Consider the following 14,823-nt stretch of genomic DNA (forward strand, 5'->3'; position numbering starts at 1 on the left):
GGGCTCCTACCCTGATTAAACCGTGAGTGCCTGATCGATGAGCGCTTCCTGCTCGGCCGCATGCTTGGATGCAAGGCCAGTTGCGGTTGCAGCGCTCGCCGTGCGACCGGCATAAACCGGGCGCGTCACGGGCAGTTTGATTTCAGTGAACAATTCCTCGAGAAGCTCGTGGATATAGGACCAGCTACCCATATTGCGGGGCTCTTCCTGACACCAGACGATGCTTTCGACATTCTTGAAGCGTTTCATTTCCTTGGCGATTGCCTTGGCCGGGAATGGATACAGCTGCTCGACGCGCATCAGGTAGGTGTCGTCCTGCTCGCGCTTGTCACGCTCGTCCAGCAGGTCATAGTAAACCTTGCCCGAACACAGCACGACCCGCTTGATCTTGTCGTCCGACTTCAGCTTGATTGAACCGCTGTTCGCATCTTGCGCATCATCCCACAGAACACGGTGGAACTGTGACCCTGGGCCAAAGTCTTCCAACTTTGACACACAGCGTTTGTGCCGCAGAAGCGACTTCGGCGTCATCATCACCAAAGGCTTGCGGAACGGACGGTGCATCTGACGGCGCAGAATGTGGAAGTAGTTCGCCGGCGTCGTACAGTTGGCAACTTGCCAGTTGTCTTCAGCAGACAGCTGCAGATAACGCTCCAGCCGTGCGGAAGAGTGCTCAGGCCCCTGGCCTTCATAGCCGTGCGGCAGCAGAAGCACGAGGCCGGACATCCGAAGCCACTTGGCTTCCGCCGAACAGATAAACTGGTCGATAATGATCTGGGCGCCGTTCGCAAAGTCACCGAACTGGCCTTCCCAAAGGGTCAGGCTGTTTGGCTCTGCCATCGAATATCCATATTCGAAGCCCATCACGCCGAACTCGGACAGGTGACTGTCCAGCACGGTGAAGTTGGCGTCCGGGTTGATATCCTGAAGCGGGATGTAACGGTCTTCGGTTTTCTGGTCCACGAACACAGCATGACGCTGGCTGAAGGTGCCGCGACCGCAGTCCTGGCCGGAAAGGCGCACACCGTAGCCTTCGCGCAGGAGCGTGCCGAACGCCAGCGCCTCTGCCGTCGCCCAGTCAAAGCCCTGACCGTCTTCAAACATCTTGTGCTTGGCATCAAGCACTCGCTTGAGGGTGCGGTGAATGTTGAACTTCTCAGGATAGCTGGTGATCTGCTCGCCCACTTCGCGCAGCATGATCTCAGACACACCGGTTTCAGCACGGCGTTTCTCATGGTCCTTGTCGGCAAGGCCAAGGCCTTCCCATTTACCTTCGAACCAGTCGGCCTTGTTAACGCGGTATTCCTTGGCAGCTTCGAATTCATCCTCAAGATAGCTGATGAATTCATTTTCCATCTGCTCGAATTTCTCAGCCGTGATCACGCCCTCAGCAACAAGACGGTCAGCATAAATCTTCACCACACTTGGGTGGTTTTTGATCGCCGCATACATCAGAGGCTGCGTAAAGGCCGGTTCATCCGATTCGTTGTGACCAAAGCGGCGGTAGCAGATCATGTCGATCACCACGTCGCGCTTGAAAGTCTGGCGGAATTCGGTTGCGATCTTGGCGGCGTAGGTTACCGCTTCGGGGTCGTCACCATTCACGTGGAAGATCGGGGCCTGCACCATCTTGGCCACGTCCGATGGATATGGGCTCGAGCGCGCAAACTGCGGGCTGGTGGTAAAACCGATCTGGTTGTTCACAATGAAGTGGACTGTGCCGCCCGTGTTGTAGCCGCGAAGGCCGGACATGCCGAAGCATTCCGCCACGATACCTTGGCCTGCAAAGGCCGCGTCACCATGCAGCAGCAGCGACAGCGTGGTCTCACGCTTGGTATCTTTCTTCTGCTCCTGCTTGGCACGGGTTTTACCAATCACAACAGGGTTCACAGCTTCAAGGTGCGATGGGTTCGCGTTCAGCGACAGGTGAACCTTGTTGCCGTCGAATTCACGGTCGGCGCTGGTGCCCAGGTGATATTTCACGTCACCGGAACCCTGCACGTCATCAGGCTTGAAGGACCCGCCATGGAATTCGTTGAAAATGGCGCGGTAAGGCTTCGCCATCACGTTCGCAAGCACGTTCAGGCGGCCGCGGTGCGGCATGCCGATCACGATTTCATCAAGACCAAACTGGCCACCGGTTTTCATCACGGCTTCAAGGGCGGGCACCATGGCCTCACCACCATCAAGGCCGAAGCGCTTGGTACCGGTATATTTCTTGCCCAGGAAGCGTTCGAACTGAACCGCTTCGATAAGCTTGTTCAGGATCGCGATCTTGCCGCGGTCGGTGAACTGGATTTCCTTGTCACGACCCTCAATCTGGCGCTGGATCCAGGCCTTCTCTTCTGGGTCGTTGATATGCATGAACTCGACACCCAGGTTCGAACAGTAAGTCCGCTTCAGGATTTCAAGGATTTCACGCACCGTTGCAGTGTTCAGCCCCAGAACGCCGTCCATGAAGATCGGCCGGTCCATGTCGGAAGGGCCGAAACCATAGGTTTCCGGCTGCAGTTCAGGGTGAACTTTCCGCTCTTCGAGCCCGAGCGGGTCCAGATTGGCCATCAGATGGCCGCGCACCCGGTAGGTGCGCACCATCATCAGCGCGCGGATACTGTCAATCGTCGCGGCCCGGATGTCTTCCTGGCTAAGCTTGGCACCTGCAGGCGCCGGCTTGCTGGCGTCCTCGATGAACATGTCGGAGCCATCAAGGCCTGTCGTCAGGTCGTCGTCAGGGCGAAGCGGCCAGTCGGCCCGCGCCCAGCTTGGGCCGGATTTGCCGACACCGGCTTCCAATGCGTCGAAATATTGTTGCCAGCCTTCGTCAACGGAAGATGGGTCAGCCGTATATTGCTCGTAGAGAGATTCCACGAACTGTGGGCTGACACCTTCCAAGGCGGCGATGCGATCCATATCTGCACCCATGGGCAATTTGGCGCGGCACTTTGAGGCCGCGCCCCCTTCTTTAACGGTTAACCGTTGATTGCTTTCAGAAGCGTTGTACCAAGCGCAGCCGGGCTGTCGGAAACAACGATACCAGCCGACTTCATGGCTTCGATCTTGTCTTCAGCACCGCCCTGACCACCGGAAACGATAGCGCCAGCGTGGCCCATCGTGCGACCCGGAGGCGCCGTACGGCCAGCGATAAAGCCTGCAACAGGCTTCTTCACCTTGCTTTGCTTCAGGAACTCAGCCGCTTCTTCTTCAGCCGACCCACCGATTTCACCGATCATGATGATCGAGTGCGTGTCTTCGTCACCCAGGAACATGTCCAGGCAATCGATGAAGTTGGTGCCGTTAACCGGGTCACCACCAATACCGATACAGGTGGACTGGCCAAGGCCTGCAGCCGTTGTTTGCGCAACCGCTTCATACGTCAGCGTACCAGAGCGGGATACGATGCCCACGTTACCTGGCTTGTGAATGTGACCAGGCATAATGCCGATCTTGCACTGGCCCGGCGTGATCACGCCTGGGCAGTTCGGGCCAACGAGGCGGGTTTTGGAATTACGGAGCGCGCGCTTGACGCGAACCATATCCAGAACCGGAATACCCTCAGTGATACAGATAACCAGTTCGATTTCAGCGTCGATGGCTTCAAGGATCGAATCGGCCGCGAATGGAGGCGGCACGTAAATTACAGAAGCGTTGGCATCTGTTGCTTCACGTGCATCACCAACTGTGTTGAACACTGGCAGGTCCAGGTGCTTCATGCCACCTTTGCCCGGCGTTACACCGCCAACCATGTTGGTGCCGTATGCAATAGCCTGCTCGGAGTGGAACGTGCCCTGGGCACCAGTGAAGCCCTGACAGATTACTTTAGTGTCTTTACCTACGAGTACAGACATTACGCGGCCTCCTTCACAGCTTTTACAATCTTCTCGGCTGCGTCATTCAAATCGTCGGCAGAAATAATCGGCAGGCCACTATCAGCCATGATCTGCTTGCCAAGTTCTACGTTGGTGCCTTCCAGACGGACCACAAGCGGAACGCTGAGCGCCACTTCGCGGGCTGCCGCCACAACACCTTCCGCGATCACATCACAGCGCATGATGCCGCCGAAGATGTTGACCAAGATGCCTTCCACATTGTCGTCAGACAGGATGATCTTGAAGGCTTCGGTTACACGCTCTTTGGTCGCGCCACCACCAACGTCCAGGAAGTTGGCAGGCTCGCCGCCCTTCAGCTTGATGATGTCCATGGTGGCCATTGCAAGGCCAGCACCGTTCACCATGCAGCCGATGGAACCATCGAGGCTGATGTAGTTGAGGTCGTATTTGGAGGCTTCGATCTCTTTTGGATCTTCTTCCGATTCGTCCCGAAGTTCGCGCACGTCCGCGTGGCGGAACAGGGCGTTACCGTCGAAGGACATCTTGGCGTCGAGGACGATCATCTTGTCGTCTTCGGTCAGAACCAGTGGGTTCACCTCGAGAAGCGATGCGTCGAGGTCGGTATAGGCAGCGTAAAGCGAGCTTACAACCTTCATGCATTCTTTCGCAGCTGCGCCTTCAAGGTTCAGGCCAAAGGCCACCTTGCGGCAGTGGAAAGGCTGCAGGCCGGTTGCCGGATCAATCGTGATGGTCACGATCTTCTCTGGCGTGCTTTCGGCCACTTCCTCAATATCCATGCCGCCTTCGGTCGATGCCATGATGGCAAGCTTGCCGGAAGCCCGGTCAAGGAGCATGGACAGGTAGAATTCGCTTTTGATGGCGCAACCGTCTTCAACATAAACGCGCTTCACCTCTTTGCCCTCTGGGCCGGTCTGGTGCGTCACGAGCGTTTTGCCGATCAGGTCTTTTGCAACGGCTTCAACATCGTCGAGCGATTTGACAACCTTCACGCCGCCCGCTTTACCGCGGCCACCAGCGTGAATTTGCGCTTTCACAACCCAAACCGGGCCGCCAAGCTTCTTCGCTGCGTCGACAGCTTCCGCCGCCGTATAGGCTACACCGCCTTCAAGGACGGGAGCGCCGTATTTTTTCAGCAGGCCTTTCGCCTGATATTCATGGATATTCATCTGTCCAAGAGCTCCTTGGGGGCTTCTAGAGTTTCAGCTTATGAGCCGAGCGATGGGTCGATATTGATGCAAGCTTCCATCAGACCCTTCACTGCATCTACGGAATGATCGAAGCCGGACTTCTCTTCGCCCTGCAGTTCGATCTCCACTACTTTTTCCACGCCATTCTCGCCGATCAGCACCGGTACGCCAACATACATGCCGTCAAGACCATATTCGCCAGACAGGTATGCAGCAACCGGCAGCAGGCGGCGCTTGTCTTTTAGGTAGCTTTCCGCCATCTCGATCGCGCTTGTCGCAGGCGCGTAGAAAGCAGAACCGGTTTTCAGAAGACCAACGATCTCCGCGCCGCCGTCACGGGTGCGCTGAACGATCTGGTCGATTTTCTCCTGAGTGGACCAACCCATTTTGATCAGGTCCGGAACCGGAATACCGGCAACTGCGGAATAACGCGTCAGCGGCACCATGGTGTCACCGTGGCCGCCCAGCACAAACGCTGTTACGTCTTGTACGGAAACATTGAATTCTTCCGCCAGGAAGGTGCGGAAACGGCTGCTGTCAAGCACGCCAGCCATGCCGCAAACCATGTTGGTTGGCAGACCAGAGAATTTCTGCAGCGCCCAAACCATGGCGTCCAGCGGGTTGGTGATACAAATAACAAAGGCATCTGGCGCATATTTGCCGATGCCTTCACCAACTGATTTCATAACCTTGAGGTTGATGCCGAGAAGGTCATCTCGGCTCATGCCAGGCTTACGCGGGACGCCGGCTGTCACAATAACGACATCTGCGCCTGCGATATCTGCATAATCGTTCGCGCCCTTAAGGGAGGCATTATAACCTTCAACCGGTGCGCTTTGGGCGAGGTCGAGGGCTTTACCCTGCGGCAGGCCTTCTGCGATATCGAAAAGAACCACATCGCCCATTTCCTTGAGCGCTGCGAGGTGTGCAAGGGTACCACCGATCTGGCCGCTGCCGATCAATGCAATTTTTTTACGTGCCATGAGAATGCTCCAGCCAATTTTTTTGGGGGCCACTTAAAGAGTAACCGCTTACTGAAAAACAAAGAATATTCTGGGAGGTAACTAGCGCGTTTACCCTGCTCAGACAAGCCATTTACGGTATACCTTCCACACTATATCTTTATGAATCGTTACATTATTGGGTTTTTGGTCCTGTTGGTGTTCCTTTTTCATAGAGCAGCCATGCGTTCTGGTCATAGCTACTACCCTATTTTTACACATCTTTAATATTCTTGCGCATATCCGCCGCCCGAGTCTCTGTTTGTGACGAATGAGCGCACCATATTGCCAATAGAAATTTCTCCCGCTATGGGAGGGGTGGGGATGAATTCAAAACTGGAACATAAAGACCATGGTTGATGTGAGAATCGACGCGCGCCACGACCCGGCAGCTCTCGGTGAAATCCTTCAAAAGGAAGGCCGCCTGCAGGTGCCCAACTTCTTCCCAGCCGACGTGGCGGAAAAGCTCTATGGCCTGCTGCGCGCGAACCCCACCTGGTTTACCGCCTATAATGAAGGCGAAAACTTTTATGAAGTGCCGCAGGCCGAGGTCGCCGGCCTGAGCCCGGCACAACAGCAACAATTCTGGCGCGTGATACAGAAAGGCGCACGCGAGGGGTTCCAGTATTTCTTTCAGCAATATTATATTTCGGAAGCGGTGCAACAGGGCCGCGAAACTGGCCATCCCCTGCATTTCATGCATGACTTTGTCAATTCTGAGCCAGTTCTTGAGTTCATGCGCACGCTGACGGGCGAGCCCAAAGTGCGTTATATCGACAGCTTCGCCAGCCAGTATGTGGCGGGCAACTTCCTGACCCGTCATGACGACACCCACGCCACTGACGACAGGGTCGCGGCCTATGTGATTTCCATGACCAAGGATTGGAAGGCCGACTGGGGCGGCAACCTGGTGTTCTATGACGAGGACGAAAACATCACTGGCGGCTTCAAACCCACCTTCAACAGCCTGAATATCTTCCTGGTGCCACAGCCCCATGCGGTAACAGTCGTATCGCCGTTTGCGGGCGACCGCCGCACCAGCTTCCTCGGGTGGGTGAAGCGGTAGAAGGCGCAGACTTTATTACTATTCCACTTTTCCGTGGCCGCGATGCAAATAGTCTTCTGACTGCATTTCCATCAGGCGCGAGACCGTGCGCTCGAATTCAAAGTGCCCGTCCCCGGCTTCATAAAGGTCCGCGGGCGGCACGGCGGCGGAGCACAGGAATTTCACGCCGTGCTCGTAAAGTGCGTCGATGAAGGTGACGAACCGCTTGGCTTCGTTGCGGTTTTCAGGGCCCATCTGCGGGATCGCCACCATAATCACCGTATGGTAGGCGCGCGCGATCGCCAGATAGTCCGCTGAACCAAGCGGGTTGGCGCACAGCCGCTTGAAGGAAAACACCGCCACGCCGCGCGCGGCTTTGGGCACGAAAAGCTTGCGGCCCTGAACGGTCAGCTCATCCGACGGTACCTTGTCACGGTTCTCGACATCACGGTCGGTCAGGCGGAAAAAGGCTTCCGACAGCAGGTCCGTCGTCTCGTCATTGATCGGCGTATAATAGGTAGCCACCCCCTTCAGCCGGTCATAGCGGTAGTCGGTCGGGCCATCCAGCGGCACCACATCGAACTGGTTTTTGATCATCTCAATGAACGGCAGGAACAGCTGCCTGTTGAGGCCGCCCTTATAAAGGTCATCCGGCACGCGGTTGGATGTGGCCACAATCACCACGCCGCGCTCCAAAAGCTCCTTATAAAGCCGCCCCAGCACCATGGCGTCAGCAATGTCCGTGACCTGCATTTCGTCAAAACACAGAAGCGTGGCTTCCATGGCGATCTGCCGGGCCACCGGCGGGATCGGGTCATCGGCGGTTGCGCGGCCACCGCGTGCCGCGCGTTCCTTCGCCGACAGACCGCGCCATTCCTTCAGCCGCGCGTGGATATCCAGCATGAATTCATGGAAGTGCACGCGTTTCTTGGCCTTCACCGGCGCCAGCTCGTAAAACAGGTCCATCAGCATGGACTTGCCGCGCCCCACGCCGCCATAGACATATAGCCCCTTCGGCACGCCCTTTTCATTGTTGCCCCATTTGAACAGGGTTGAAAGTCGCCAGCTTTTGATCGACAGGCTGCGGGCCTTCCCCGCCACTTCCGGATAGTCCAGAAGGTCATGATACAGCCGCTCGAAATGCTTCAGCACCCTGAGCTGGTCATCGTCTGCGCGCACCTCGCCCTCGCGCTCCAGGCGGCGATAGGCTTCCAGCGGTGTCTCGGTTGTGGCCACAAGTGTCTCCAGCCAATGGATGGTGTTTCTTCTTCCCTAGCACGGCAGGGAAAATCCTCAAGCCAAAATCCCACCATGGCCCACCGCCAAGAAAAAAGGCCCATCGACGGATCGGCAGGCCCCTTTTCAGTCTTTTGGTCGCGGCCTTAGAAGGCGGCGTTCACACCAATGATGATACCAGTGCTGTTGGCATCGATATCACTATGGGTCGTACCCGGTGCCTGGTTGCCACCGCTGATGAAGTTAAGCGGCGCATAACCGTTGGTGCGCACCAGTTCGGCAAAGCCCTTGATGCTTGGGCTCAGGAAATGTGCCAGACCAAGAACCCACTGGTCCTGACGCCTCCATGGTGAACCCTCCGGGCCAGAGATAAAGCTGCTGAACTCCAGCGACAGATCGGTCGGCTTGTCGTTCATGGCAAAGGAATATTTGCCGCCGATGCCGAAGCTCGTGACCTTGCTTGCTGCAAAGACGTCCAGTGGCGGGGTTGGGTTGAAGGTGCCCGGCCATTCCTTCGTGGTTTTGGCAAATTCACCCATCACAAGGAACGGACCTGACTTGAACTGGCCATAGGCAGCCCAGGCTGGATTGACCTCGTTACAGGCGGTGAAATGCACCACAGGGAATGGCTGGCAGTAAGCCGTGCCGCGCTGGTAGGAGCCACCAACCATGGCGAAACCGTCCGTGCCGAATTCATGCGTATAGTTGGCATCAATCACATAGTTGTTCAGCTTGCTTGGGACAGTTGTGCCATTGTTATGCACATTCGCACTGCGGAACTGCGCGCCACCCTGAACTGCTTCGAACGACATGTTCAGGCCATTGTCAGCGTAAGTAACCTTGGCACCATAGGCGAGACCGCCGAACGCGTGCCACACAGTTGAAGCCGTGAATGGGTTCACCGTGTCTGTCAGGCCAAATGGTGTCGCCATTTTACCGAGCGTCAGATAAACAGGTGACTTCTCAAGGTTACCGACAATCACATACCCCTTGCGGAGCTGAACCTGGTTGCGGCCAAGGGCAGTGATGGTACCGGCACCGAAGCTTTGCTCTGGGTCATAGAGCATTTCGGCGTAGGTGGTGATCCAGTCACCGAGTGTGGCGGTCACGCTCAGCTGGGCGCTGTGAATCACAGCTTCGCTCACGTCTTTTTGCTGCTGGTTGTTTGGTGTTGGATGGCGCATCAGATAACCGAATTTGTTCTCGGTGTTGCTGTGCCAATAATCAGCAATAGCCGTTACCGCGCCGCCAAGCGTAACCGTGTTGTCAGCCAGCTCACCAGAGCGGCGGGCTTCCAGAAGCAGCTCCTGCTTGCGGTTGATGTTGGTTGTTGGGTCCAGCATCTTGTAGGACAGATTGCTGTTGATGCTGACCACATCAACGTCAAGGATGTCGCCGGCGTCTTTGGACGCAGACTTTCTTTCACTTGCGTCGGCCACCACGACTTCCTGCGTGCCAGCAGCGTCACCGCCCTGTTTCAGCGCATTCACTTCACGCTTCAGCGCTGCGTTTTCCTGCTCCAGGCGCTCAAGGCGCGCCAGGATCTGGCCCAACTTGTCATCATCGGTTGCTTGAACCGATACCGTCGCCGTCATGGCGGTTGTTGCCATCAGGCCAGCCGCGAACATGCGACGGGCTATACCGGCAGAGGAGCTTAGGGGCTTCCTATCATTCGTAAATTTCATCAATTCTTGCCTTTTAGGATGCGCCATCAGACCAAGTCTTGAAAGCGCATTTATTTTCGCTTTTTTTGGGGAATACTCGAACTCGTGCCTAGTAAAGGCAAGTTGTACCTATTCCATCGCCCCTGTAAATTAAACCCTTATTTTTTATAATAAATTTAGGCGAATTGTATTTTGTCACCTATCCGAAAAAACGCGAATGCGACGCAACTTTATCAGGCTCTTTAGTGGGCAATAAAATTGGCCTTTTGCTTGACCGGGCGCCACTTCGCCTTATTCAACAAAGGGAAGGCCCAGCCGCTGAATACACTCTCTGCAGAATTGACAAAAGCTGGGCCGCACGACCAGTAAAGGACCGACCCGATGCCAGCAGCCTCCCGTATCATCCCCATGCCCGGCGTGAAGAATTTCCGCGACATGGGCGGCTACATAGGGGCGGACGGACGGACCATGCGCTGGGGCAAGCTGTACCGGTCAGGGCACTGGGCTGAATTCACCGGCAACAGGGAAACTGCTGCACCGGCTTATGGCATCACCACCGTTGTGGATTTCCGGTCTGACGCCGAAAAGAAACGCCACCCGGTGGGCTGGCCAGACGGCTGGGCGCCCACCTACCACGCCACGCCCATTGGCGGAAACGCTGCCGCCTGGGTTCAGGAACTGTATGAACGCCTGTCCACCAGCCCCTTCCCAGCGAAGGAGCTTCGGGACCAGTTCATTCTGGCGTTTGAAACCATCCCGGTCGCGAACGCGGACGGGCTGAAGCGCTTCTTCGACATCCTGGTTGAGGGAGAGACGAATGACAGCGTGCTGTTTCACTGCACAGCAGGCAAAGACCGCACAGGCATCGCAGGCGCCCTTCTGATGCGGGTACTGGGAGTAGCAGAAGCGGACATCACAGCAGACTTCCTGATGACCAACGACGCGGTTGATCTGCCTGCAGCAAGCGCCGTGATTGCACAGCGCCTTTCGGAAAAAGCGGGCCGCACCATCAATCCGGCTGACGTTCACCCACTTGTGGGGGTCGAGCCTGCGTTTCTGGACGCGGCACACAAAAGCATCGACAAGGCTTTCGGGTCGGTAGACGCCTATCTGGTAGATCGCCTGGGCCTGACGCCTGACCGCCAGGGCCGGCTGCGAGACCTATTTCTTGAAGGGTGAGCGGCTCTCGGCAGCCACTTCCTGGACAATCTCCTCAATCCGCCCCTCTGCCTTCAGGCGCGCAATCGCCTCATTGATTCGTGGTAACAGATGGGCTGCATTCCGATGCGCCCGAACACTCAAGCCCACTTCCACCCGCACGGGGCCACGCTCAAAAACGTCAGAGTCTTTCCCGATACGCACCTCATAATCGAGCGAGCCAAGAATGGCCGCATCTGCCCGTCCAGCCGCCAAGAGACGCAGCGTATCGTCAATATCCTGCCCTGGCACCCGAATCCCGAAGCTTTCCTGGTCATGAAAATCAAATCCCTGCACGGCGGCCACCCGCAACCGTGACCGGTCCTCGGGTGTCGCCACAGGCACGGCTTCGCCTTTCCTGAACACCCAAACCTCGCGCGACATATAGAAAACATCGCTCCAGCTTTGCACTGCCACTTCCTCGTCGCGCATTCGCCAGATTGGGGCGGCGCAACAGTCCAACAGGACACGGCCGCTTGCGAACATGCGGCGCTTTCGCGCCTGGGGTGCGTTCACGAACACGGCCTTGATACCAGCTTCGGCCAGAATTTCCCGCCACATGCGCTGAGTGCCAATCGTATCGCTGCGGCCCACCATCAGGACACCCGCGTATTCGCCTTTGCCCGCCTTTTCCACATCCGTTTCTTTCAGGATGTCTTCAATTCGGCCAGCATCTTTCAGTGCAGCAATGGCGCGGTTGATGCGCGGCAGAAGATCTGCCCGGGACCGGTGAACGCGCACCCGCAGGTCAGCAACAGTATGCACAGGTCCCAGCACAAGCGGCCGAGGTTTAAGGCGCATCCGGCGCTCAAAATCCTGCCGGTTGACGATAGCAACATCGGCTTCACCCGACGCAACATGGTCCAGGACTTCTTCAATGTCATGGACCTCAATAGCCGTGCCAAATGGTGCCTCAAGATCATAAACGAAGCCCTTCACCCGAACGAACCTGAGCTTCAACGCATTCTCAACCGGTGCGACCGCATGACCGCGCCTGAATACATAATGTTCGGTTGATCGGAAAAAGGCATCTGAGAACAATTGGCTGGCCTTCTCCTCCGGGCGCTGGCGCCAAGCCGGTATTGAACAGCAATCGAGCACAATGTCACCGCGAACAAACATCCCCCGCTTGCGCTCATGCGGGGCGCTGACGATTTCAGCGTCCAACCCAGCTTCATCCAGAATTGCGGACCAGACCCTGTCAAACTCAATGGAATCGCTTTGGCCTGCCCTGACAAGATCACTCGCCAGCGCGGGCGCTGCAAGCAGAGCCATCACAGCCAGCGCTGCTATGAACCGCCGGGCGAGACTTTCACCGAGCCCCGATTTCAGGCCTGACATCCTTGAAAGCTTTGACACTGCTGTCCCCTTCCCTAATTTCTCACCCCCAGTTTTTCCGCCTCAATTTCTGGACTTAATTTACAGACCGCAACCGGGCGCCCGTTAGCGCGGCAATCCGCCCCGAAGCCTGAAGGCGTTCGATCGCAGCATCTATCTTCACCAATAGATCCGGGCGGCTGTTGTGCACGCGCGCCCGAAGGATAAGTTCATAGTGCTCCGGCCCCAACACCAGCGGCCTGCGTTTCATTTTCTGAAGGCGCCTGAATTCCTGGCTGTTTACGATCGTTACATCGGCCTGCCCGGCTGCCACCGCATCCAGCACCTGGCTAATTGTCTCATACTCGACCCTGGGCCCGAACAGTTCTTCGCGCTGGTAACTGAACCCCCTCACTACTGCGACACGGTATGCCTTCAGGTTCATGGGGTCCGGCAAGTCATAAGTCCTGCCGCCCTGCAGTACCAGATGATCGATGGTATAGAAGATCGGCCGGCTCCAGAGCTGAACCGATATCTCTTCTTGCCTGTCGCGCCACGCTTTTATCGAACAGCAGTCCAGCAGCAGCTGGCCGGATGCGAAACTGCGTCGGCGATCTTCATGGTTGGCAACTTCGACAAGCTGCACGTCAATGCCCGAATCCTCAAGAATGGCGTGCCAGACATCCCGGAACACGCTGGCCTCCAGCCTGCTGGCCAGCACAGCATCGTCCGCTGCGCAGGCAACACCAGGCACAAAGGCGCCCAGCCAAAATGCCAGCGAAAGACGAACAAGGCTTTGATCGGAAAACCAGCGCCTCATTCGTTTTGCCCCTTGAGTAGGAGCAACATGTTCAATCTTTCATCCGCCTTCATGGCCGCGATAGCCGCATTGATGCGCGGCAACAGGTCAGGCCGCGACACATGAACACTGGCATGCAGATAGCCCTCCGCGCTGATGCCGCCAAGCTCAAGCGGCAGCGGATTGGTTGCCTGCTCAATTCGGTACTGGAGGCCGGTGATAATACCGATATCCGCGCGGTTCTTGGTCACCAGGTTAAGCACATCCCGGTGATCCCTGCCGTCCAGCCGTACACCGAAATGATCCTGCCAGCGGTAATCGAACCCCCGAATACCGGCAACCCTGTATGGCTCAAGATCTGCCGGTTTGTTGATAGGTACCACTTCACCCTTGCGGAACACATAATGTGCACGCGCGTAATAGATGGGATCGGAAAACAAATGGGTGGCGCGCTCTTCTGGAGTATCGCGATAGATTTTCGGATGGCAGCAATCAAGCACAAGATAACCGTCAACAAAGGACCGGCGCTTGCGCTTGGGCGGCAGCGAAGCGTAGCTCACATCAATCCCCGCCTCCGCTACAATGGCCTCCCAGACTGGCCCCAGCCCGCTGGTATAGGTGCGCCCTGCGCGCACCGGCTCATCAGCCCCGGATGCCGCACCAACTGAGGTGCCGGCAACAGCCACCAGCAAGAGACCGACAATGATTGCGATGGCGTCTTTCAAAGAATGCCCCTGGTTACCTGTTCCTCAGGACCATATTGTGCACCATAAGACCTTGCCCAAAAGTGAATATTTCCCGTTCCCGCAAAAAACGGTCGGTTTTCACCCTGTTCTCGGCCGTAAATATCACCCTCAAGTGGCCACCCGGTCTTTGCCTCGGTCAGGATGCCTGGATCGCCAAATGCAGGAAGCGCTTGACCCGTACGGCAAGGCGGGACGGACGCGAAGAAGGGGCAGGCCCCGCTCTTTTTACGGTCGGTGAAATCTCCAGCGGCGGCAGGCTTTCAAGCCGCCTGTCCCAGTCTTCATCACCGGCTTTTTTGAGCGCGCCTTCAAGGCCAATCAAGTCATCGGCAATTTCCAGCATCCGCCGCTGCGGCACGATACGAGGGCAAGCCTTCAGCATCGCGGCAAAATGTTCTGCCGGGCTTTTGTCCGGCTCCAGCGCGCAGGCTGCGATAATCGCCGCCGCCGCAGACCGGGTCATGCCCGATGCGCAGTGAATGAAAAGCCGGGCCTCTGCCGGTAACGCATAGACAAAATCAAGCAGCATCGAGATGTGCCTGGGATCAACGCGCTTACTGCTTTCGATATCCAGAAGCAGAATGTTTTCTGCCGGAAGGCGCCAAAATTTGAGCGCCCCTGTTGTTGTTGGCCCAATGCGAACAGCATGTGTCGCCCCAAACCCAGCCGCCATACGGGCAGCACCGATCTTGGATCCAATTCTGATTAGCATGTGTCTCTCTTGCTAGCTGAAGTCCCCACATTTCTGCGTAGCAGAACCCAAGAAATAGCAGTATATGCCGC

12 protein-coding genes are annotated in these 14,823 nt (G+C 56.7%); 2 read left to right on the top strand and 10 right to left on the bottom strand.

Translation table 11 applies throughout. The features are described 5' to 3' along the window. Positions 1-15 precede the first annotated feature (15 nt). Genes KORM41_RS06375 through mdh form a run of 4 tightly spaced genes read right to left on the bottom strand, consistent with a single transcriptional unit; the run spans position 16 to position 6,018 of the window. Entirely contained in the window at positions 16-2,922 is a 2,907-nt protein-coding gene (locus KORM41_RS06375; protein WP_068146279.1) for a 2-oxoglutarate dehydrogenase E1 component, read from the bottom strand. 47 nt (positions 2,923-2,969) lie between these two features. After that, positions 2,970-3,845, bottom strand: a complete 876-nt coding sequence (gene sucD, locus KORM41_RS06380) for a succinate--CoA ligase subunit alpha (RefSeq protein ID WP_068146282.1) — start codon at positions 3,843-3,845, stop codon at positions 2,970-2,972. Continuing rightward, a complete protein-coding gene (sucC, locus tag KORM41_RS06385) occupies positions 3,845-5,014 on the bottom strand; it encodes an ADP-forming succinate--CoA ligase subunit beta (protein WP_068146286.1) in 1,170 nt (389 codons plus the stop codon). Before sucC ends, sucD begins: the two co-directional genes overlap by 1 nt. Before the next feature lie 38 nt (positions 5,015-5,052). Continuing rightward, on the bottom strand, positions 5,053-6,018 hold the full coding sequence (mdh, locus tag KORM41_RS06390; RefSeq protein ID WP_068146288.1) for a malate dehydrogenase: 966 nt from the start codon (positions 6,016-6,018) through the stop codon (positions 5,053-5,055). A 370-nt stretch (positions 6,019-6,388) separates the two neighbouring features. On the opposite strand from mdh, the gene KORM41_RS06395 reads away from it, so the two are divergent. Further along, complete coding sequence (locus tag KORM41_RS06395; RefSeq protein ID WP_068146291.1) at positions 6,389-7,102, top strand: 2OG-Fe(II) oxygenase; 714 nt, start codon at positions 6,389-6,391, stop codon at positions 7,100-7,102. A gap of 18 nt (positions 7,103-7,120) precedes the next feature. Here the strand turns inward: KORM41_RS06395 and zapE are convergent, their stop codons facing one another. Next, on the bottom strand, positions 7,121-8,317 hold the full coding sequence (zapE, locus tag KORM41_RS06400; protein WP_197421000.1) for a cell division protein ZapE: 1,197 nt from the start codon (positions 8,315-8,317) through the stop codon (positions 7,121-7,123). A 146-nt stretch (positions 8,318-8,463) separates the two neighbouring features. Next, complete coding sequence (locus KORM41_RS06405) at positions 8,464-10,002, bottom strand: hypothetical protein (protein ID WP_156431922.1); 1,539 nt, start codon at positions 10,000-10,002, stop codon at positions 8,464-8,466. A gap of 360 nt (positions 10,003-10,362) precedes the next feature. On the opposite strand from KORM41_RS06405, the gene KORM41_RS06410 reads away from it, so the two are divergent. Beyond that, positions 10,363-11,160 (top strand): tyrosine-protein phosphatase, encoded by a 798-nt coding sequence (locus KORM41_RS06410; RefSeq protein WP_068146295.1) that lies wholly within the window; start codon positions 10,363-10,365, stop codon positions 11,158-11,160. On the opposite strand, the gene KORM41_RS06415 is transcribed toward KORM41_RS06410, so the two are convergent. The 4 genes from KORM41_RS06415 to KORM41_RS06430 all read right to left on the bottom strand — a co-directional run bounded on the left by KORM41_RS06415 (position 11,143) and on the right by KORM41_RS06430 (position 14,752). Further along, entirely contained in the window at positions 11,143-12,537 is a 1,395-nt protein-coding gene (locus KORM41_RS06415) for a substrate-binding periplasmic protein (RefSeq protein WP_156431923.1), read from the bottom strand. The genes KORM41_RS06410 and KORM41_RS06415 overlap by 18 nt on opposite strands. Positions 12,538-12,592: 55 nt before the next feature. Then, positions 12,593-13,315, bottom strand: a complete 723-nt coding sequence (locus tag KORM41_RS06420; protein ID WP_068146302.1) for a type 2 periplasmic-binding domain-containing protein — start codon at positions 13,313-13,315, stop codon at positions 12,593-12,595. Beyond that, positions 13,312-14,019, bottom strand: a complete 708-nt coding sequence (locus KORM41_RS06425; protein WP_068146305.1) for a substrate-binding periplasmic protein — start codon at positions 14,017-14,019, stop codon at positions 13,312-13,314. Before KORM41_RS06425 ends, KORM41_RS06420 begins: the two co-directional genes overlap by 4 nt. A gap of 157 nt (positions 14,020-14,176) precedes the next feature. Further along, on the bottom strand, positions 14,177-14,752 hold the full coding sequence (locus tag KORM41_RS06430) for a hypothetical protein (protein WP_068146307.1): 576 nt from the start codon (positions 14,750-14,752) through the stop codon (positions 14,177-14,179). Positions 14,753-14,823: the final 71 nt, after the last annotated feature.

This window comes from Kordiimonas lipolytica, assembly GCF_001550065.1.